Raw genomic sequence first — 20,169 nt, 5'->3', positions numbered from 1 at the left:
CTTGATCGCCTCGCGGATGCGGGTGTACGTGCCGCAGCGGCAGATGTTGCGGATCTGGTCGAGATCGGCGTCGGTGATCTCGCGGCCCTCGGCGGCGGCCTGCCGGACCTTGGCGACGGCGGTCATGATCTGCCCCGGCTGGCAGTAGCCGCACTGCGCGACGTCGAGGTCGAGCCAGGCCTCCTGCATGGGATGCAGGTCCTTGCCGACGGAGTCGGCCAGCCCCTCGATGGTGGTGATCTCGTCGTCCGCGGACACCTTGGACACCGGGACCGAACAGGGGTTGAACGCCTTGCCGTTGATGTGCGAGGTGCAGGACTGGCAGACGCCGAGCCCGCAGCCGTACTTGGGGCCGGTCACGCCGAGCAGGTCGCGCAGGACCCACAGCAGTCGGACGTCGTCCTCGGCCTCGACGGTGACGACCTCGCCGTTGAGCGTGAAGGTGTGGCTGGGCATGGGGGCTCCTTCAGTACGCGCGGTCGAGACCGTCGGTGGGGGACTGCGGGGTGGACGGCTCGAGCGGAGGCGGCGTGAAGCTCAGCGTGCCGTGGTTGATCGGGAAACTGGTCGGCATCGCGCCGGTGGCCCGGGCGTACGCGCAGGCGATCGCGGCGAAGGCCGGCGCGACGCCCAGCTCGCCCGCTCCGGCGGGAGTGCCGGTGGTGGGCGGCATGACGATCACCTTCAGCTCCGGCGGGGTGTTCCACTGGCGCGTGTAGAAGTAGTTGTCCCAGCTGCCTTCGAGCGGGATGCCGTCCTTGATGTGCAGGCTGGAGGTCAGGGCCATCGCGAGGGCGTCGTTGAGCCCGCCCATCATCTGGGCCTCCAGTCCCCGCGGGTTGATCGGGAAGCCGGCGTCGACGACCATCAGCGCGCGGGTGACGCGCGGTCCGGTGACGGCGTTCGGGATCTTCCGGTTCACCGTCTCGGGACGGCAGTCGATCTCCACCAGGGAGGCGACCGCGCCCCGGTACTCGGCGTGCAGCCCGATGCCCTGCGCGACCCCGGCGGGCAGCGACCGCCCCCACTCGCCCGCCTCGGCGGCCTTGTCGAGGACGGCGCGCAGCCGGTCGTCGCGCAGGAACTCCCGCCGGAACGCGACCGGATCCTTGCCCATCTGCCGCGCCAGCTCGTCCACGACGAGCTCCCGGGCGCAGGCGACGTTCGGCGAGTAGATGTTGCGCATGCTGCCGGTGTTGAACTTCAGCGGCACCTCGTTCAGCAGCTGCGTCGTGACGCCGAAGTGGTACGGCGAGGACTGCGTCAGCGTGAAGATCGTCTGGGCGAAGGTCAGGTTCCCAGCGACCGGCAGCTGCGCCGCCGTCGCGGTGATCATCTCGCCGAGCCCGTGGCCGAAGTCGGTCTCGGAGCTGGTGTGCCGCTGCTCGAAGCTGAGCACATTGCCCAGCGCGTGTGTGGCCCGGACCCGCGAGATGCACATCGGATGCGTACGGCCCTGGCGGAAGTTGTCCGTGCGCGACCAGGACAGCTTGACCGGCTTGCCCATCTTCTGCGAGATCTCGGCCGCCTCGGCGGCCACGTCGTGGAACAGATGCCGGCCGAACGACCCGCCGCCGTCCACCACATGCACCGTCACGGCGGACTGCGGCAGGCCGAGGCGGGTGGCGATCTCGCGCTGCGCGACGATCGGCACCTTCAGGCTCGCCCAGATCTCCGCCCGGTCCGCGCGCACGTCCGCGATCGCGTTGTCGGGCTCCAACGGGCTGTTGCTGGCGAACGCGAAGGTGAACTGGGCGTCGACCTTCTTGGTCAGCAGCGGCGGCACGATCATCGGCAGCGCCGCCGCCTTCAGCTTGGCGAGGACGGTCGCGTCCGACTCGCCGTCCACCGTGCCCGGCCCCCAGGTCACGTCCAGCGCCCGCAGGCCGTCGATGCACTGCCCGAACGTTTCGCCGCGCACCGCGACGCCGTGCGTGACCGTGGCGACGTCGGTGATGCCCGGCATGGCGCGGACCGCGTCGGCGTTGTGCACGGCCACGACCGTGCCGTTGATCGTCGGCGGCCGCCGCACCATCGTCGGCTTCGCGCCCGGGACCTGCAGGTCCATGCCGTACTTCTTGCGCCCGGTGACGATGTCGCGCGCGTCCACCCGGCCCTGCGGAGTGCCGAGGACGCGGAACTCGGAGGGGTCCTTCAGCCGGGCGGTGAGCGCGGTCGTCACCGTGCCGGCCGCCGCCTTCGCGAGCGAGCCGTACGTGGCGCTGCGCGTCGTGCCGTACGCGACCACGCCGTCCTTGGTCGTCAGCCGGCCCGCAGGCACGCCCCACTGCGCGGCCGCCGTCGTCACGAGCCGCTGGCGGGCGACGGCGGCGGCGGTGCGGACCGGGACGTACAGGCTCCGCATCGAGTTCGAGCCGCCGGTCAGCTGGTTCATCAGCAGTTCGGGCCGGGCGTCCGCCGAGGTGACCCGGACCCGGTCCAGCGGCAGGTCCATCTCCTCGGCGATCATCATCGCCACGGCGGTCGTCATGCCCTGCCCGACCTCGGCGCGCGGCACCTCGAACGACACCGTGTCGTCCTCGTGCACCCGCACCGTGATCAGGCCGGACGTCGGGGCCGCGGCCAGGTTCTGCATGTCCCCCAGGTCGAAGAGGTTCTCCGGCTGCGGCAGCGTCGGGACCGCCGCCTGCGCCGACTGCGGGGCGGCGGCGTCCGCCCCGAGCCGCACCCCCACGGCGAGGGTCGGCGCGGCCAGCAGGTACGCCAGTACCCTGCGCCGCCCGATGCCCTCGGGCCCTGCGGTGTCTGCCATGTGCGTCGTCCTCCCGGAACCTGAGTTACCGTCACGTACGGTCGTGTGCCGGGCACAGCCTGCCGTGCCGGACGCAGTTGATCAGGTTCTTCACGGGACGTCTACAACACGGCGATCCCCAGCGGTCGTTCGCCGGCGGCCAGGCGGCGGGTGTCGCCGCTCTCGAGGTCGACGACGGTGATCCCGTCCCAGTACCCGTCGCGGGTGAACCCGCCGGTGACGTAGGCCGTGCGGCCGTCGGCGGAGACCGCGACGTCCTCGTGCGGGCCCGCCAGCGGGTACAGCCGCTCCGAGCCGTCGGGGGCGCGGACGGTGAGCGACGGCCCCTCGTCCTCGGACTGGTCGATGGGACCCGTGCCGACGACGAAGAGCGAGCCGTCGGGGCCGAGCGCCGCCCCGTGCTGGTGGGTGTTCGCCGTCATGCGCTCGACGACCACCCGCCCGGTGCGCGGGTCGACGACCGCGAGGCGCTCGCCCTCGAACGGCAGCAACAGCTTGCCGTCCGATGCCCGCACGGCCGTGTAGTGGGGCTTCAGCCAGGAGCCGAGCCCGCCCTCGGTGCCGTACGGGGCGACCTCGATGCGACGCGTGTCGTCGGGCGAGCGAGTGGGGACGACGGTGACGTCGAAGGAATCGTGGTTCGTCGCGTACACCTCGGAGCCGTCGCGCGAGACGTCCACGTCGAAGGGGCGCCGGCCGACCCCGACGGTGTCGGTGACCTTCAGCTTCGCCGTGTCGATGATCTCCAACGTGCCGTTCCCACCGGGCACGTTGACGCCGACGTACACCTGCTTGCCGTCGGGGGACAGGGCGATGCCCATGCCCCCGCCGCGGTACTCGCCGGTGCTCACCGGGCCCGTCTCGGTCTCGTACGGGACGAGGGCGATCCGCTCGCGGGCCGCGGTGTCGACGACGGCGACGCCCTCGGCCGTGGCGACCCAGGCGCGGCCGTCCTCGCCGACGACCAGACCGTACGGGGCCTTGCCGACCCGCACCGAGTCGAACCGGCCCTTGGCCGGGTCGACGAAGCTGACCGTGTCCGCGCCGAAGTCGGCGACGAGCAGGGAGCCGGCCGGCGTGCGGCCGGTGACCTTCGCTTCGGGCGCGGACTGCGACGCCTCCTTCGAGTTCGACTCGGCGGCCCCGCCGGACTGGGCGCAGCCGCCGATCAGCAGAGCGGCGGCGACGGCGGGCAGCAGCACACGAGCGGTGCGTGCGGACGCGTTCATGGGCTCGTCTCCTTCTGGGCGGCCACCGGGAAGGAGGTCGCCCCGGTCCCGCTCCGGTTCCATCCTGTGCGCGGACCGGGCACAGGACGGTCGGCAGTGCGGTGGGAGCCCGGGCGCCGTACGGAGGACGACGGGGTCAACCGATCGGACGACCCGGCCTGCCGCCGGGGTCCCGTACTCCGACCAGCAGGCTGCCCAGGGCCGTGCGGCGGTGCAGGACCGCGCGGCCGGCGCGGACCGTCGTGATCAGGCCCGCGCCGCGCAGCGCCGACGCGTGCGCGGACGCGGTGGCGTTGCTGACCCGCAGCCGCCGCGCCACGTCGCTCGTCGTGTGCTCCCGGTCCAGCAGTTGGAGCACGTCGAGCCGGGTCCGGCCGAGGACCGCGGCCAGCGGGTCCTCCGCGCCGGCCTCCGCCGGGAGCGGGTGGCCGGGCCCGGCCGGGTAGGTCACGACCGCGGGCCGCCCGGGCGGGAACGCGAGCAGCGGCCGCCCTGTCCAGTGGAAGCTCGGCACGAGCAACAGGCCCTGTCCGTCGAGTTCGACGGCCTGGTCCGGCCCGTCGAGCTCCCAGACGCCGTCGCGCACGGTACTGCCCGGTACCGCGTCCGCGAGCGCGGCGGCCACGCCGTGCTCGGCCACGGTCATGGCGTGCCGGGTGAACTCGGCCCGGTGCAGGTCCTGGACGAGCGGCCACACCGGCCCCAGCACCGTGTCGAAGGCGGCCCGCTGGGCGCGCCGCAGCACCCGCCAGGCGTCGGCGTCGCCCCGGTGCAGGCCGCGCAGCCAGAGCGGCGGCGGGGCGGGATGCGACGCGTACACCCGCGCCAGCTCGGACCTGACGAAGACGGACGGCGTGGCCCGCATGGCCTCTTGGGCGTCCTCAAGGGTGTCCTCGAACACGTCGAGGAACAGCGGAGGCCGGCCCGCCGGAACCAGGTCGCCGAGCGGCTCCATGGCGGCGGGCAGGGTGCGGAGCAGCCGCTGCCGCCAACGGCCGTGCAACAGCCCGTCGTCCCGGCGGACCAGCATGCCGAGCGCCGTGTTCAGCTCCTGGAGCGGCGCGGGCCGGGCGGCGAACCTTACCCGGGCGAAGTCCTCGGCCGTGAGACGGATACGGATCACCATGCCCCCATGATCTCCGTGCGTTGACCTCAACCGCGGTCGAGGTCATAGCGTTTCGGCGTCAGCCGTTCCCTACGCCACGACAGAGGTCGACCCTATGTCCCAGACCACCGCGCCCGCCCCCGCCGACCCGGCCGCCCCCGACGAGGCGCTCGCCGCGCAGCCCATCGGCTACTGGAGCGGCGTCGTCCACAAGGCCGTCATCGGGCGCATCCGTGACGAGATGGCCCGGATCGACGTCACCCAGCCGCAGTGGTGGACCCTCAACCAGGTGGCGGCCGGCGGCGACGCGGGCCCGAGCCGGGAGGACGTCGCCGCCCGGCTCGCCGACTTCGCCGACTCGCCGGACGAGCCGGGGCGCGCCGTGGACCAACTGCTGCACCGGGGCTGGCTCGGCACGGGGGAGGACGGGCGGCTGCGCGTCACCGAGTCCGGCCTGGAGGCGATGGCGCGGATCAAGGAGCTGGTGACCGCGCTGCGGGCGGAGATCCACGAGGGGATCACGGACGAGGAGTGGGTCGCCGCGCTCAAGGTGCTGCGCAGGATGAAGGAGAACCTCGCCCGCTGAGGGCGAGGAGAAGCTCAGCCGTCCGCCCGGGCCTTCTCGGCTCAGCCGTCCGCCCGGGCCTTCTCGGCCCGGGCGGACGGCTTCAGTTCAGACGGCCCCGCGGGCCGACGACACCCTGGAGGCCGACGGCGACCTCGCCGCCCTGGACTTCACCGCCCGCACCCGGCACGAGGGCCGGGTGACGGGGGTGATCTGCGCGAACCGCCCGGCCGAATTCCGCCGGCTGAGACAGGAACGCGAGCGGTCCTAGGAGGTGGGACCTCCGGGCGGGCCGGGCGGCACGGGCGGGAACGGGACCTCGGCGAGCAGCGGCAGCAGCGTCTCCTCCTCATAGTCGAGGTGAGCGTTCAACTGCTTCGACAACTCGGAGAGTTCGGTGCGGAAGCGCTCCGGGTCCGCGCCGGCGACGTCGGCGAGCATGCCGCCGAGTTCCTGCTGCAGCCGCGCGACGGTCCGGTGTTCGGCCCGCAGCCGCTCGAAGACGTCCTTGAGGTGCGGGTGGTAGGTCTCCATGGCCGGGAACACGTGCGCGTCCTCGCCGACGTGGTGGAACTCCAGCGCCTGGCAGAAGGCCAGGCAGTGCTGGCGGATCTGCAGGCCGAGACCCGGCGGCGGCGCGGGCTCCCCGCCCGGCCGCGCGGCGACCCCCTCGAAGTACGCGTCCACCTCCGCGCCGACGTGCTTGAGCTGTCCGCGCAGCCACACGTGGACCTCCAGAAGCTTGTCGGCCAGGCTCCGCACCTCTGCGGGGCCCTCGCCCGGCGCGGGGTCGTTGCGCTCCAGCACCACGACGGGCAGGACGCGTGTGGTGTTCCGCTGGTAGTCGTCGTAGCCCGGCTCGGCGGCCACCACATGCGCGAAGAGGCGGTCCCGGCGCTCGCCCTCGGCGGGCACGGCGATCGCCTGGAAGCGCTCGGCGCCGAGCTCCACCTCGACCAGCGGGTGTGCGAGCACGTTGTGGTACCAGTCGGGGTGCTTGGGGCCGCCCATGTCGGAGCCGACGACCAGCACGTGGTCGCCGTGGCGCACGTAGCCGAGCGGAGTGGTGTGCCTGGCACCGGACTTGGCGCCGGTGGTGGTGAGCAGCAAGAGATCGCCGCCCTCGAAGTAGCCGCCGACCTTCCCTCGGTTGGCGCGGAACTCGTCGATGACGGACTGGTTGAAAGACATGCGGGTACAGCTATCCCCTCGGTCGAGGAACAGGATGAAGGCATGGAAAGGGGGAGAAGGCTCGCGCGCGCGACGGCACGGAAAGTGCGGGTCCGCGAACGGCGGAAGGGCGCGCAGGAGCGCGCGGAATCAGGCGATGCCTGCGAGAAGAGAACGCATGGGAAGATCCCTGACGTACGGGTGGTCGCCCGATCGCCGGCCGGCCCAGTTCTCTTTGGCCGGCGCCACGCGCCACGGGATCATTAGAACGACTGTCTCAGCGAGATGTCAACGCGCCCTGTGCGCGGGCTACTCCACGGCCATGCGCACGCCGAGCAGGACCAGCACCCCGCCCGAGACCTGCTCCAGGCGACGGCGCACGTTCGCCCGGGCGATCAGCGCCCGCATCCGGCCGATGAACCACACGTAGAGCCCGTAGTAGCCGACCTCGTACACCGCCCACACGGCGGCCAGAACGACCATCGCGGGCAGGTGCGGCACGCCGGAGGGGACGAACTGGGGGAGGAAGGACATCGCGAACACCGCCGCCTTGGGGTTCGCGAGGTTCAGCAGCAGTCCGGCCCGGTACGAGGACCAGCCCGAGCGGTACGGCGCCTCCGCCTCCGCCTCGCCCGCCGCCTGCTGCCCACGCCGCGCGTCCCACAGGGCCTTCGCGCCGAAGCAGATCAGCGTCACCGCGCCGACGACGCGCATGATGTCGTACGCCAGTTGGGACGCCGCGAGCAGCGCGGTCAGCCCGCACGCCGCGACGACGCCCCAGACGAACACGCCCGTCTCGTTGCCGAGCACCGTCAGGAATCCGTGCCGCCTGCTGTGCAGGGACTGCCGGATGATCAGCATCGTGCTCGGGCCGGGCGAGGCCGCGATCAGCGTGCAGGCGCCGAGGAAGGCGACGAGGGTGCTCCACATGGGCCACATCGTGCGACCCGCTGGTCCGCCGTGTCCAGCGGTGCATCGCTCACGCGACCTCCCTCCGTACGGGAGACGCGAGCCGATCAGCACTCTCGCGCGCCGGCAGGCAGCGCGGCAGGGCCCAGAGTGCCAACGGGTAGACCAGGTAGCCGAAGCGGGTCGCCGGCATCAGCGCCATCGCCAGGCCGAGCCCCAGGGCCAGCCGGTCCGCCGCGGCGCGGACGCTGTGCGGCGGGCGAACGGCCAGGGACACGGAGACCAGGAGCGCGGCGACGGCGAGCAGCGCGACCGCGGCGACGCTGCCCCCGGGCACGTGCGCGGCGAGCAGATGGCCGGGCAGCGGGCTGGCGGCCGGAGAGACGGCGGTCGTCAGCCCCAGCGGAAACGCGATCACATGCGCCGAGAACCCCGCCGGGTCGGCCAGCGCCACCGGCGCCACTGCCGCCCCCGCGACGGCCACGGCGACCCCGGCGTACCGGATCGCCTCTCTGCGCCCCTGCCGTACGACGATCAGCGCCAGGAGGACCGGAAGCGCGGGCCAGGCGGTCCACTTGAGCGCGCAGGCCATGCCCACCGCCACCCCCGCCCAGTCGCTCCGCCCCTGCCCGGCGAGCGCGAGCCCCAGGCACAGGAGCCCGACGACGGGCAGGTCCACGCCGCCGACGGCGAGCGGCAGGGCGACCAGCGGGCAGCCGACGAGCAGCGCGGCGCTCGACCGGGCCGCAGCGCCCTGGGCCGAGGCGAACCCGCCCCGCTCCGGCGACCCGAGCAGCGCCACCGCGGCGACCAGGGTTCCGGCGAACACCAGCCCCATCCACCACCGCGCGTCGCCCGGCAGCAGCCCGAACAGCGCCATCCCCGGCAGGTACGGGTTGTAGTCCGCCACCGTCGCCGGATCGGCCGCGTACGGGCTGCCCGTCGCCAGCAGCAACGCACCCGACCGTTCCACCACGCCGACCTCCGACTGGCCCAGTCCGCCCACGACGAGGACGGCGAGCGGCACGGCCACCGCGCCCAGCACCGCCACCGCCCGGGACGCGCAGAGCGCCGCCAGGCCGTACCCGACCGCCGCGCACACGCCCCACACACGGTGCGGCACCGGCCCCGCCACCGCGGCGAAGGCGAGCGCGCCCGCCGCGCACGCCGCCCAGCCGTACCGTTCCATACGCCCGCCGCCTCGCAGGTCCCCTCGTCCGTCCATGCCGTCGAGGCTAGGAATCAGGAAGCCTCGCGGCGTCACACGACGCTCCGTACCTCGGACTCAACCCCTGGTACGAGAGGCGCGGCCGGAGTCGACCCGTGCGGCGACGCGCCCGACGGGCGGGGCCGCCGAGAATGAGCGGATGCGTACGCCGTCCCGCCCGCGACTCCTGCCCATCCCGCCCCGAGGACCCAACTCCCGCCTCCGCGCCTGGATCGCCGCCCCCGCCTACCCGTGGGTCACCGGCGGTGTCCTGACCGTCGGCGCGGCCGTGGAACTCCTCCTCTATCCGGGGTCGACGACGGTCGTGATCGCCGTGCTGCTCTCCGCGGCCTCGATGATGTGGCGGCGCGCCTTCCCGCCCGTCGCGGTTCTCGGGGTGGCCGCCGGACTGGTGAGTTTCGCCGCGGCCCAGAACCTGTACATCGTCACCATCGTCAGCGGCCTGGCCGGCCTGTACACGCTCGGCCGCCACCGCGTCCAGCATCCCGCCGTCCTGGTCGCGGGCGGCGCGCTCGGTGCGCTCGCCGTGAACCTGCTGCACATCGCGAGCTGGTCCCGGCCCGACGGGCTGCCGCTGCCGGCGCTGGGGGAGCAGGGGTCGCTCGGCCTGTTCACGGAGGCGTTCGTGCTGGCCGTGGTCGTCCTCGGCGCGGTGTCGATGGGCGACGCGGTCCGGGCCCGCGAGGAGATCCGGCGCGAACGCGCCCTGTCCCAGGACCGGTTGATCGCCATGGAGCGGCGGCAGGCGGCCGAGGCGGAGCGGGCGGCCATCGCGCGCGAGCTGCACGACATCGTCGCCCACTCGGTCTCGATGATCGCGGTGCAGGCGGAGAGCGCCACGTACACGGCCCCTGGCCGTACCCCCGAGGCGCGCGAGGGCTTCCAGCAGATCGCCGCGACGGCCCGGGCGTCGATGGCCGAGCTGCGCCGTCTCCTCGGCGTGCTGCGCACCTCGGACCAGCCCACGGCGGCCCTCACCGCGCCCCAGCCCACGCTCGACGACCTGCCCGAACTCCTTGATCAGCACCGGGCGGTGGGCGGCGAGGCGCGGCTGGAGGTGACGGGGGAGCGGGTCGCGCTGCCGGCGGCGTGGGAGCTCTCCGCGTACCGGATCGTGCAGGAGGCGCTCACGAACGCGCGCAAGCACGCCCCCGGGGCGCGTACCGTGGTGAAGATCGACTACGGCCGTGACCGGCTGCTGGCCCTCCGGGTCGCCGACGACGGTCCGGGCCCTCGGGATCCGTCCGGCGCGTCGCCGACCGGCCACGGGCTCACCGGCATGCGGGAGCGGGCGGCCCTGGTCGGCGGCGGGCTGGCGGCGGGCGCCGGACCGGACGGCGGATTCGTGGTGGAGGCGGAACTCCCGTGGTGAGCGGAACTCCCTTGGCGGGCGGGGCGCGCAGGGTCATCAGGACGCTGGTCGCGGACGACCAGGCGGTGGTGCGGACCGGGTTCGTCAACCTGCTGGCCACCCAGGAGGACATTGAGGTCGTCGGCGAGGCGGAGGACGGCGTCCAGGCGGTCCGGATCGCTGCCGAGACCCGCCCCGACCTGGCCCTGCTCGACATCCGCATGCCGCACAAGAACGGCATCGAGGCGGCCCGCGAGATCCTCGCCGCGTCCGACGGCGCGACGAAGGTCCTCATGCTGACCACCTTCGGCCTCGACGAGTACGTGTACGACGCGCTCGCCGCCGGCGCCGGCGGCTTCCTGCTCAAGGACGCCACCTTCCCCGAACTGCTCCACGCGGTACGGGTGGTGGCGGCCGGCGAGGCACTCCTCGCCCCGGCCGTCACCAAGCGGCTCATCGCCGACTTCGTCGCGGCCCGGGCGGCGTCGCGCCGACCGGCCCGACCGGTCGCCGACCTCACCTTCCGCGAGTCCGAGGTGCTGACGCTCATCGGCCAGGGTCTGTCGAACGCGGAGATCGCGGTGCGGCTCACGATCACCGACCACACCGTGAAGACCCACATCAACCGAGTCTTCGCCAAGCTCGATCTGCGCGACCGCGCGCAGGCGGTGATCGCGGCGTACGAACTCGGGCTGGCCGGTCCGGGGCGGCGCTGACGCATCTCGCCCGCCGCTGACGTCACGCGCCCGCCGCTGCGCAGTGTCTTGGCCGGCTGACGCTCGCGCCGTCCGGACGCGCCGGCGAGCGCCGGGGCGTCACGCGCTCGACGCCGGGAGTTCGCGTGCGGGAAGCCGGAACGGACTACCGGCGTGCCACCATCCCGCCATGCTGGTGAGCCCCGACGACGTCGCACGGCTGCATCCCGGCGGTGCCGGGGCGCGCCGTACCGCCGTTCGCTTCGTGATCGCGGCGCGGGCCTGCGTGGCCGCCGCGGTGCTTCTCGCGGCGGTGACCGGCGCGCTCGTGTGGCGGCAGCCCGTTCCCCAGCCGAGTGCGGCCGCCCTGCTGACCGGGGGAGCGGCCCTGGCTCTCGCCATCGCCTGGCCGTGCGTGCTCCTCGCCGTGCGGCGCTGGCTGCGCCGGTACGCCGACGCGGGGACCCCGCTCGCGCAGACGCGGGCGCTGGTCCCGCACCACCGCGTTCTCGAGAGCGGCTGGATCACCGTGCTGAGGCTCGCCGGCTGGCTGCTCGTCGCCTTCCAGGCGGGCGTCCTGGTGATGCTGCCGCTGGCTCCCGGCGCGGGGGAGGCAATGGGGGCGCTGCGCTGGGTGACGACCGGGATCTGCCTGCTGGTCGGCGGGCTGATGGGCGGCGTGATCGGCTGGTTCAGCCGCGGGATCCCGCCGGTCCGCCGCCGCGAACTGGCCTGGACGCCGCGCTGGGCGGTCGAGCGGGTGGGCGTGCTGATCGCGCCGTTCCTGCTCGCTCTCCCGGCGCTCGCGGGCGCGGACGGGCTCACGCCGAAGGTGCTGGCCGGGATCGGGGCGCTCTGGCTCCTGCTGGTGCCGATCAGCCGGCAGGGCGATCACATTCCCGGCGACTGACCAGTTAATTCGGTCAAATCCGATTAATGCGGCAAAGGTATTGACTCGTATGGAAAACGGCGGACACTTGTCAATACACCGGAAAACCGGAGAGAGCCGCACCGCCGACGGAGACGTCCGAAGGCCCGCGTGACCCTTCTTATCGGCTCTGGCCAGGCCCCCGGCAGATCCTGTCGACGAAGGAGCCGCCGACGACGGTCGACGACCCTCGGAACCGACAAGGATGCCGGGGACTGTCTTGTCCGGCCGTCTTTCCGTCTGGCGCGGAAGGAAGTCCGGGACAGCTTTGCGCCGCCGAGCGCGAAACCCGATGGATCCCGACCTCCCGATCATGGTCTTCTGCCGCCATGACTCTGAGCGTCGACCTGTACATCCCCGGTCCCGACGGATCGTACGAGGAGATCCTCGACGTCCCCGAGGGCTGTTCCGACCTGGCCGGCTTCGAGCGCTGGCGCACCGTGGTGTGGGGCTCCGACGCCATGCGCGCCCTGGGCGCCCGGTACTTCCCCGTGCTCGCCGCCGACAACCTCCTGGTGCCGCCCGACGAGGTCCCCGCCTTCCGCCGCGAGTGCGCCCTCGTGCGCCGGAACATCCCGCTCGTGGCCCCCGAGGACGACCGGAACTGGACCTACGAGCAGTTCGTCGACGGGATCTCCTACCGCCTCGGCAACATAGAGGACGCGGCCCTGCGCGCCGAGCGGATCGGGGCAGGAGTCATGATCTGGTGAGGGGCCCGGCGTCGGCCTGGCCCCCCGGGCGGGCCAGGCCGATGCCGGTCCGAAGCCCCCCGGGCGGCCCAGGCCGACGCCGGTCCGAAGGCCCCCGGACGCCGTCTCGGCTAGGGTGATTCGAGGGGAAACGGGCCCTCAGGGGTTAGGTCGGTGCGTTGGACACTCACCAGTCGACTAGCGAGGTCCGGCAGCAGCCGCCGGCGGCTGTCGGATACGCCGGCGTGCTGCGCGAACTGCTCCCGATCGCGCTCTGGCGCGAGGACGCCGACGGGCGCGTCGTGGAGTGGTCCCTGGCCGCCCAGGACCTGCTCGGCTATCGCCCCGAAGAGGTGCTCGGCCGGTCCGCCTCCTCCCTGCTCGTCCCCGAGAACAACCAGGAGCTCGCCGACCAGCTGACCCGCCGCGTCCAGGCCGGGGAGACCGTCGTCGGCACCCTGCCCGTGCGGCACCGCGACGGCAACCACGTCACGATGGAGACCTGGATCGTGCCCGCCGCCGACCCGGAGGGCCGTGCCGGGGCGATGCTCATCGCCGTGGAGACCTCAGAGGTCCTGCGCATGCGGGACTCGCTGGCGGCCCTGGAGAGCCTCTTCACCCAGTCGCCCATCGGCCTCGCCACCCTCGGGCTCGACCTGCGCTTCGTCCGGGTCAACGACGCCCTGGCCCGGATGAACGGCCTCTCCGCCGCCGAGCACGTCGGCCGCCGCCTCACCGAGGTCGTGCCCGGCGTCAACGCCACGGCCCTCGAGGCGCTCATGCGGCAGGCCCTGGCCCGCGGCAAGGCCGTCGTCGACGCCCGCCGCACCGGCCGGACCCCCGCCGACCCCGACCACGACCACACCTGGTCCAACTCCTACGCCCCGCTGCTCGACAACGCGGGCCGACCGCTCGGCCTGATCGCCTCCATCATCGACATCACCGTCGCCGAACGGGACCGGGCCGAAGCGGAACGGGCCCGGCGGCACGTCGCCCTGCTCGCCGAAGCCGGCGCGCGGATCGGCACCACCCTGGACCTGCAGAAGACCGCCGAGGAGGTCGTGGAGGTCCTGGTGCCGAGCCTCGCCGACTCCGCCGACGTACAGCTCCTCGAAGCGGTCCTCGAACCCGACGAGAGCGGCGCCTCCCACCGGGGCGTACTGCGGCGCATGGCGGTCAGGTTTCCCGACCCGACCGCACCGACCGCCCTGCTCGCGCCCGGCCAGACCTTCCAGATCCCGCTGGACTCGGTGTACGAGGAGGTCCTCAACGAGGGCCGCCCCCTCGACCTGCACGACGTCGACGTCCCCGCGCTCATCCGCGACCCCCGGGCGGACCCGCTGCGCAACTACCTGATGACCCAGCTCAGCAGCGCCCGGATGGTCCCGCTCGTCGCCCGCGGCACCGTGCTCGGCACCGTCACGGTGACCCGGCTGCGCAGCCGCGCCCGGTTCGACGAGCAGGACTGCGTCCTCATCGACGAGGTCGTCGCCCGCGCCGCGCTCAACATCGACAACGCGCGCATGTTCACCATGCAGCGGGAGGCCGCCCTCACCCTCCAGCGCAGCCTCACCAACAGCGCCCTCCCCGAGGACACCGGCCTCGAACTCACCGGCCGCTACCTGCCCGCCAGCGAACACGACGTCGGCGGCGACTGGTTCGACGTCATCTCGCTGCCCGAGGGCCGGACCGGACTCGTCATCGGCGACGTCATGGGGCACGGGATCCACGCGGCCGCCGTCATGGGCCAGCTGCGCACCGCCGTCCGCACGCTCGCCCGGCACGACATCCCGCCCGTGTCGATGCTGGGCTCCCTCGACGACATCGTCGCCGAACTCGGCGAGGACGAGATGGCGACCTGCGTGTACGCCGTCCACGACCCCGCCACGGGGTGCTGTGTGATCGCCCGGGCGGGCCACCCGCCGCCCGCCGTGGTCACCCCCGACGGGCGCATCAGGTTCCTGAACGGCCCGCCGGGCACCCCCCTGGGCACCGGAGGCCGGGACTTCGGCACGGAGACGGTGCCGCTGCCGCCGGGCAGCCTGCTCGCGCTGTACACCGACGGGCTGATCGAGGCCCGCGACCGGGACCTCGACCAGGGCCTGACCGAGCTCGCGATGGCGCTGCAGGGCCTGGATCGGCCGCTGGACGAGGTCTGCGACGGCATCCTCGCCCGGCTGCTGCCCTACCCGGCGCAGGACGACGTGGCAGTGCTCCTCGCCCGCACACCGGGCGGTCCGGCCTCGCCCCAACTCCCGTGATTTCGCCCGGGGCTGAACGATTCGGCAGGTCCGCTGTCAGTCACTGCTCCTAGGGTGGAACAGTGACCACCCCAAGCAGCCCAGAGCCCGACCAGCAGCACGACGCCACCGCACACCGGACCGCCAGGGTCCTGCCGTTCCGCCCCGCAGGCCCGGCCCCCGTGCGGCCCCGCAGAGCCGAGGAGCCTCTGTGGCGGGACGTCGTCGGCGGCGTGCTGCGCCGGGAGCGCAAGGCCCAGCGGCGCACGCTCCAGGACGTCGCCGACGCGGCGCGGATCTCCATGCCGTACCTGTCGGAGATCGAACGCGGCCGCAAGGAGGCCTCCTCGGAGGTGCTCGCCGCCGCGGCCCGCGGGCTCGGTCTGGGGCTCGCCGACGTGCTGTCCCTCGCCCAGGAGGAGATCGTCCGGCTCACCGGCGTCCGCGCGCTGCCCGCCCGTCGGCACGCCGCCGCGCCCCGGCAGGGCGAGGTGCGCCTGGCGGCCTGACGCCCGCCGCATGGGGGCCTCAGTCCTGGGGCCCCGGGTCCTGGGGCGGGCGGCGGTGGGCCAGGTACGCGACCAGGACACCGGTCAGCAACGCCCAGGCCAGCGCGCCGTCGCCCGCCACAGGCCAGCCGCCCGCCCCGAGCAGCAGCGCGGCGACGATTCCCGCGCCCACCGCCTTCCCGTCCCGGGCGAAGGCCCACTCGCGCCGCCCGCTGCCCGGCGTGCGCCATTCCAGGACGGCGACGCGCACGACCAGGGCCGCCGCGGCGACCGCCGCCGTCATCACCGACGGGTCCATGCGCTGCCCTCGCCTCCGTCGTCGATCAGAAAATCCCCGGCAGGGGAACGTACATCCGGATTAGCATGGGACACATGATCTGGCGACATTGATCCACCGCTCAGCCTTCCCGGGGACCGCCCCGGACACCGCATCTCCGGCGTCCGAGCTGTTCTCCAAGGGAAGGCAACATGACCATCTCGTCCGAGCGTCTGCCCGGCACGGGCACCGAGCACGGTGCCCCGGTCCGCGGTGTCCGCCGCATCGCGGCGACTCTCTACGGCTACGCGTTCTTCGAGGAGTTCGTCCTCTTCTACCCCGTGTACGCGCTGCTGTTCAGCGACACGGGACTGGGGCTGTGGCAGATCTCCTCGCTCTTCGCCCTCTGGTCCCTGACCAACATCGTGCTGGAAGTCCCGTCCGGCGTCTGGGCGGACACGGTGTCGCGCAAGCGGCTGCTCCAGCTCGGCCCGCTGCTGACCGCCGCCGGCTTCGCCCTGTGGGTGCTGTTCCCGTCGTACTGGGCGTTCGCCCTCGGCTTCGTGCTCTGGGGCGCGGGCGGCGCGTTCGGTTCCGGCGCTCTTGAGGCCCTCGTGTACGAGGAGCTCGACCGGCTCGGGGCCGCTGACCGGTACGCGCGCGTCATGGGCCGTTCCCGGGCCGCCGGCCTGGTTGCCGTCATGGCGGCGACGGCGCTGGCCGGGCCGGTGTTCACGGCCGGCGGCTACCCGGTGGTCGGAGCGGCCAGCGTGCTGGCCTGCCTGGCGACCGCCGCGTTCGCGTGCGGCTTCCCGGAGCACCGCGGCAAGACGGCCGCCGTGCCCGAGGAGGACGACGCGCCGGAGGCCGGCTGGGCGGCCACGCTGCGGGCCGGACTCGCCGAGGCCCGGCACGACCGGGCCGTACGCTTCGCGGTGCTGCTCGTCCCCGCCGTCACCGGCGTCTGGGGCGCGCTCGACGAGTACACGCCGCTGCTCGTCCGCGACACCGGAGTGGCGCACGGCGCCGAGCCGCAGCTACTGCTGCTGATCTGGGCGGGCGCCACGGCCGGCGGCCTGCTGGCCGGCCCGGCGAAGCGGCTGGGCACCCGCGGACTCGCCGCGCTCCTCGCCGTGTCCGGACTCGCCCTGGCCGCCGGCGCGGCCCTGGGGACCCCGGTCGCCATCGTGCTGGTCGCGGTCGCCTTCGGCGGCTTCCAACTCGGCAGCGTGCTCGTGGACGCCCGGCTGCAGGACAGCATCACCGGCCCGGGTCGGGCGACCGTCACCTCGCTGGCGGGCGTGGGCACCGAGGTGACCACGCTCACCGTGTTCGGCCTGTACGCGGTGTTCGGCTCGGCGGCCGGCCACGGCGCCGCCTTCGCGCTGCTGGCGCTGCCGTACCTGGTCGCCGCCGCGGCCCTGTCTTGGGTTGGCCGCCGCCGTCAGTGACGGGACGGGCCCGCCAGGCGCTCGGGGGTGAGCAGCTCCGCGATGCGCTCGGCGGGCAGCAGGCCGCGCTCCAGGGTGAGTTCGGCGACGCCCCGGCCGGTGCGCAGGGCCTCCTGGGCGATGGCGGTGGCCTGCGTGTAGCCGATGTGAGGGTTGAGGGCGGTGGCGAGCCCGATGGAGCTCTCCACCGCCGCCCGCAGCTGCTCGGTGTTGGCGGTGATGCCGACGACGCAGCGCTCGGCGAGCGTGAGGCAGGCCTGGCGCAGCGAGGTGATGCTGCGCGACAGCGCGTGCAGGATCACCGGCTCGAAGGCGTTGAGCTGGAGCTGGCCCGCCTCGGCGGCCATGGTGACGGTGATGTCGTTGCCGATCACCTCGAAGGCGACCTGGTTGACGACCTCGGGGATCACCGGGTTCACCTTGCCCGGCATGATGCTCGAACCGGCCTGCACGGCGGGCAGGTTGATCTCCGCGAGACCGGCCCGCGGCCCGGAGGAGAGCAGCCGCAGGTCGTTGCAGGTCTTGGAGAGCTTCACCGCGAGCCGCTTGAGCACGCCGGACAGCTGGACGAACGCGCCGCAGTCCTGGGTGGCCTCGATCAGGTTGGCGGAGGTCACCAGCGAAAGACCGGTGATCGCCGCGAGGTGCCGGCGCGCGGTCTCGGCGTACCCGGCCGGGGCGTTGAGGCCGGTGCCGATGGCGGTCGCGCCGAGGTTGATCTCGTGGATCAGCTCGATCGCCTCGCCGAGCCGGCAGCGGTCCTCCTCCAGCATCACGGCGTACGTGGAGAACTCCTGGCCGAGCGTCATCGGCACCGCGTCCTGCAGCTGCGTCCGACCCATCTTCAGGACGTCGCGGAACTCGACGGACTTCTCCGCGAAGGCGTCCTGCAGCACGGCCGCGGCCCGCAGCAGGTCCCGCACCGCGAGGATGGTCGCGATCCGGACGGCCGTCGGGTAGACGTCGTTGGTGGACTGGCTGAGGTTGACGTCCTCGTTGGGGTGCAGGTGCTGGTACTCGCCCTTGGCGTGGCCGAGCAGCTCCAGCGCGCGGTTGGCGATGACCTCGTTGGCGTTCATGTTCGTCGAGGTGCCGGCGCCGCCCTGGATGACGTCGACGACGAACTGGTCGTGCAGCCGGCCGGCGCGGATCTCCTGGCAGGCGCCGGCGATGGCGTCGGCCTTCTCCGGGGACAGCAGGCCGAGCTCCTCGTTCGCGCGGGCGGCGGCCTCCTTCACGGCGGCGAGCGCGGCGATCAGCTGCGGGTACACCGAGATCGGCGTGCCGGTGATGGGGAAGTTCTCCGTGGCGCGCAGCGAGTGGACACCCCAGTACGCGTCGGCGGGGACATCGCGGTCACCGAGCAGGTCGTGCTCGCGGCGGGTGGCAAGGGACGGGGCGGAGGTCATCGAGAGGCCTTCAGCGGAGAGCGGAGGAAGCGGACGCGGTGGCGGGGGTGGGGGCGCCGCCGGAGAAGCGGGAGCCGGCGGACAGCGCGGGCTCCTGGAACGCCGGGCCGATCAGCAGGCCGCGCAGCAGCTCCGTGCGGTGGTTCGGCGAGACGTCGGAGAGCAGCGCCGACAGGACGGCGATGCGGGTCTGGGCGGCGCGCAGGGTGCCGGTCAGGAGCGCGCCCGCGGCGACCAGGTCGACCGCTCCGCCGCCGGTGTAGATCTCGGCGACCGGACCGGCCGGGACCCGGGTGGTGACCGTGACCAGGACGCCCTCCTCCACGGCCTCGCGGACGGCGTCCACGAAGTCGGGGGTGGCGTTGCCCGCGCCGGTGGCGACCAGCACGATGCCCCGGGCCCCGGCGGCGAGCGCCGCGCGGAACAGCAGCGGGTCGGCGTCGCTGTGGTGCGTGATCACGTCCACCCGGGGCAGTCCGGGGGCCGCGTCGTCGTCCGCGGTGGCCAGGGCGGCGGCCGGGAGCGGGAGCGGGGCCGGGCGCTCGGGGCTGCGCCGGGTGTCGACCTTGCCGAAGCCGACCTTGCCCAGGCTCGGCGCCGAGGGGTCGGAGAACGCGTCGGAGGCCAGGGTCTGCGTCTTCACCGTCCCACGCGCCGGGTGCACGACGCCGTCGAAGACGACCAGGACGCCCAGGTCGCGGACCGAGGCGGCGACCTGGACGGCGTCGTAGACGTTGCCGGGGCCGTCGCTGTCGCCGGTGCCGATGGGGCGCTGGGCGCCGGTGAGGACGACCGGGCGCGGGTCGGAGTGGTGCAGGTCGAGGAAGAAGGCGGACTCCTCCAGCGTGTCCGTGCCGTGGGTGATCACGACGCCGTCCACGCCGGGGTCGGCGAGCGCATCGTGCACCGCGTTCAGCAGCGCGAGTTGCCGGAGCGAGGTCATCCGGGAGCTGTTGACGTTGAACAGGTCGACGACGTCGACCGTCACGCCCTCCGGGAGCGCCGACGCGTCCAGGACATCACTGCCCGCGGCCTCGGCGGCGTACCCGGACCCCTGCCACCGGCTGGCTATGGTGCCCCCGGTGCTGATGAGGGTGATCCGTCGCGGCCGCTCGTCGCGTATCCATTCCATGTGTTTCGTCCCCGGGGTCGTTCTGTTCCTCGGCTCGGCCGTGCGCGACCGAAGCCGCCGCAAGGATAGGAAAAAAGCAGCGCAACGCGATTGCCGATACTGGCTCGGGACGAAACATGGGTGGTGGATAATTGCGCCATGGACCGAATCGATCTTCATATCTTGCGTGAGCTCCAGGAGGACGGTCGGCTGACCAACCAGGAGCTCGCCCAGCGCGTCGGCCTGAGCCCCTCGCCCTGCATGCGACGGGTCCGCCAGCTGGAACAGGACGGCGTCATCCAGGGCTACCGGGCGATCGTCGACCCCGCCGCCGTCGGCCGCAGCTTCGAGGTCCTGGTCTCCATCGAGGTGCGCCGCGACCGGGAGGCCGTCGAGGCCTTCGAGGCGGCCCTGCACGACATCCCGGACGTCATCGAGGCGTACCGGCTCTTCGGCAGCCCCGGCTGCCTGCTGCGCATCGCGGTCGCCGACCTCGCCGCGTACGAACGCCTCTGGATCGAGCGGCTCACCACGCTCGGCGGCGTCACCGA

Annotated in this window: 19 protein-coding genes; 9 read left to right on the top strand and 10 right to left on the bottom strand. The window is 73.3% G+C overall.

Annotation, left to right across the window (positions count from 1 at the left end; all coding sequences use genetic code 11):
- The 4 genes from VIU94_RS03360 to VIU94_RS03345 form a co-directional block, all read right to left on the bottom strand.
- Positions 1 to 456, bottom strand: a 456-nt coding sequence (locus tag VIU94_RS03360) for a (2Fe-2S)-binding protein (RefSeq protein ID WP_331907331.1), incomplete at its 3' end; no start/stop codon positions are given.
- Between the two features lie 10 nt (positions 457 to 466).
- A complete protein-coding gene (locus tag VIU94_RS03355) occupies positions 467 to 2,773 on the bottom strand; it encodes a xanthine dehydrogenase family protein molybdopterin-binding subunit (RefSeq protein WP_331907329.1) in 2,307 nt (768 codons plus the stop codon).
- A 101-nt stretch (positions 2,774 to 2,874) separates the two neighbouring features.
- A complete protein-coding gene (locus tag VIU94_RS03350) occupies positions 2,875 to 4,002 on the bottom strand; it encodes a YncE family protein (protein WP_331907327.1) in 1,128 nt (375 codons plus the stop codon).
- A gap of 136 nt (positions 4,003 to 4,138) precedes the next feature.
- Complete coding sequence (locus tag VIU94_RS03345; protein WP_331907335.1) at positions 4,139 to 5,125, bottom strand: winged helix-turn-helix domain-containing protein; 987 nt, start codon at positions 5,123 to 5,125, stop codon at positions 4,139 to 4,141.
- A gap of 97 nt (positions 5,126 to 5,222) precedes the next feature.
- On the opposite strand from VIU94_RS03345, the gene VIU94_RS03340 reads away from it, so the two are divergent.
- A complete protein-coding gene (locus VIU94_RS03340; RefSeq protein ID WP_331907325.1) occupies positions 5,223 to 5,693 on the top strand; it encodes a MarR family winged helix-turn-helix transcriptional regulator in 471 nt (156 codons plus the stop codon).
- Between the two features lie 246 nt (positions 5,694 to 5,939).
- Here the strand turns inward: VIU94_RS03340 and VIU94_RS03335 are convergent, their stop codons facing one another.
- The 3 genes from VIU94_RS03335 to VIU94_RS03325 all read right to left on the bottom strand — a co-directional run bounded on the left by VIU94_RS03335 (position 5,940) and on the right by VIU94_RS03325 (position 8,976).
- The gene (locus tag VIU94_RS03335) at positions 5,940 to 6,863 is read right to left on the bottom strand and encodes a nitroreductase/quinone reductase family protein (protein WP_331907323.1); all 924 of its coding nucleotides are present in this window, start codon (positions 6,861 to 6,863) and stop codon (positions 5,940 to 5,942) included.
- A 288-nt stretch (positions 6,864 to 7,151) separates the two neighbouring features.
- Complete coding sequence (locus VIU94_RS03330; protein WP_331907321.1) at positions 7,152 to 7,772, bottom strand: LysE family translocator; 621 nt, start codon at positions 7,770 to 7,772, stop codon at positions 7,152 to 7,154.
- 49 nt (positions 7,773 to 7,821) lie between these two features.
- Complete coding sequence (locus VIU94_RS03325; RefSeq protein ID WP_331907319.1) at positions 7,822 to 8,976, bottom strand: glycosyltransferase 87 family protein; 1,155 nt, start codon at positions 8,974 to 8,976, stop codon at positions 7,822 to 7,824.
- A 142-nt stretch (positions 8,977 to 9,118) separates the two neighbouring features.
- On the opposite strand from VIU94_RS03325, the gene VIU94_RS03320 reads away from it, so the two are divergent.
- From VIU94_RS03320 to VIU94_RS03295, 6 genes are all read left to right on the top strand, one after another.
- Positions 9,119 to 10,351, top strand: coding sequence for a sensor histidine kinase (locus VIU94_RS03320; protein WP_331907317.1), 1,233 nt, complete (start codon positions 9,119 to 9,121; stop codon positions 10,349 to 10,351).
- Complete coding sequence (locus VIU94_RS03315; protein WP_331907315.1) at positions 10,348 to 11,046, top strand: response regulator; 699 nt, start codon at positions 10,348 to 10,350, stop codon at positions 11,044 to 11,046. The genes VIU94_RS03320 and VIU94_RS03315 overlap by 4 nt, the downstream gene beginning before the upstream one ends.
- Positions 11,047 to 11,215: 169 nt before the next feature.
- On the top strand, positions 11,216 to 11,935 hold the full coding sequence (locus tag VIU94_RS03310) for a hypothetical protein (protein ID WP_331907313.1): 720 nt from the start codon (positions 11,216 to 11,218) through the stop codon (positions 11,933 to 11,935).
- A 347-nt stretch (positions 11,936 to 12,282) separates the two neighbouring features.
- Entirely contained in the window at positions 12,283 to 12,663 is a 381-nt protein-coding gene (locus VIU94_RS03305; protein ID WP_331907311.1) for a hypothetical protein, read from the top strand.
- Between the two features lie 158 nt (positions 12,664 to 12,821).
- Complete coding sequence (locus tag VIU94_RS03300) at positions 12,822 to 14,903, top strand: SpoIIE family protein phosphatase (RefSeq protein WP_331907309.1); 2,082 nt, start codon at positions 12,822 to 12,824, stop codon at positions 14,901 to 14,903.
- A gap of 62 nt (positions 14,904 to 14,965) precedes the next feature.
- The gene (locus tag VIU94_RS03295) at positions 14,966 to 15,391 is read left to right on the top strand and encodes a helix-turn-helix domain-containing protein (RefSeq protein ID WP_414720879.1); all 426 of its coding nucleotides are present in this window, start codon (positions 14,966 to 14,968) and stop codon (positions 15,389 to 15,391) included.
- Positions 15,392 to 15,410: 19 nt separating this feature from the next.
- Here the strand turns inward: VIU94_RS03295 and VIU94_RS03290 are convergent, their stop codons facing one another.
- Complete coding sequence (locus VIU94_RS03290) at positions 15,411 to 15,689, bottom strand: hypothetical protein (RefSeq protein WP_331907307.1); 279 nt, start codon at positions 15,687 to 15,689, stop codon at positions 15,411 to 15,413.
- 170 nt (positions 15,690 to 15,859) lie between these two features.
- Between VIU94_RS03290 and VIU94_RS03285 the strand changes: the two genes are divergently transcribed.
- Positions 15,860 to 17,098, top strand: coding sequence for an MFS transporter (locus VIU94_RS03285; protein WP_331907305.1), 1,239 nt, complete (start codon positions 15,860 to 15,862; stop codon positions 17,096 to 17,098).
- Here the strand turns inward: VIU94_RS03285 and aspA are convergent.
- On the bottom strand, positions 17,092 to 18,507 hold the full coding sequence (aspA, locus tag VIU94_RS03280) for an aspartate ammonia-lyase (RefSeq protein WP_331907303.1): 1,416 nt from the start codon (positions 18,505 to 18,507) through the stop codon (positions 17,092 to 17,094). The genes VIU94_RS03285 and aspA overlap by 7 nt on opposite strands.
- Positions 18,508 to 18,517: 10 nt before the next feature.
- Entirely contained in the window at positions 18,518 to 19,639 is a 1,122-nt protein-coding gene (locus VIU94_RS03275) for an asparaginase (RefSeq protein ID WP_331907301.1), read from the bottom strand.
- Between the two features lie 138 nt (positions 19,640 to 19,777).
- Between VIU94_RS03275 and VIU94_RS03270 the strand changes: the two genes are divergently transcribed.
- Positions 19,778 to 20,169 (top strand): Lrp/AsnC family transcriptional regulator (locus VIU94_RS03270; RefSeq protein WP_331907299.1); only part of this gene is annotated, 392 nt, incomplete at its 3' end.

Source organism: Streptomyces sp., from assembly GCF_036566765.1.
In the GTDB taxonomy this organism is placed as follows: domain Bacteria; phylum Actinomycetota; class Actinomycetes; order Streptomycetales; family Streptomycetaceae; genus Streptomyces.
Note: the sequence above shows the minus strand (reverse complement) of the source record. Positions and strands in the feature narration are given on the sequence as shown.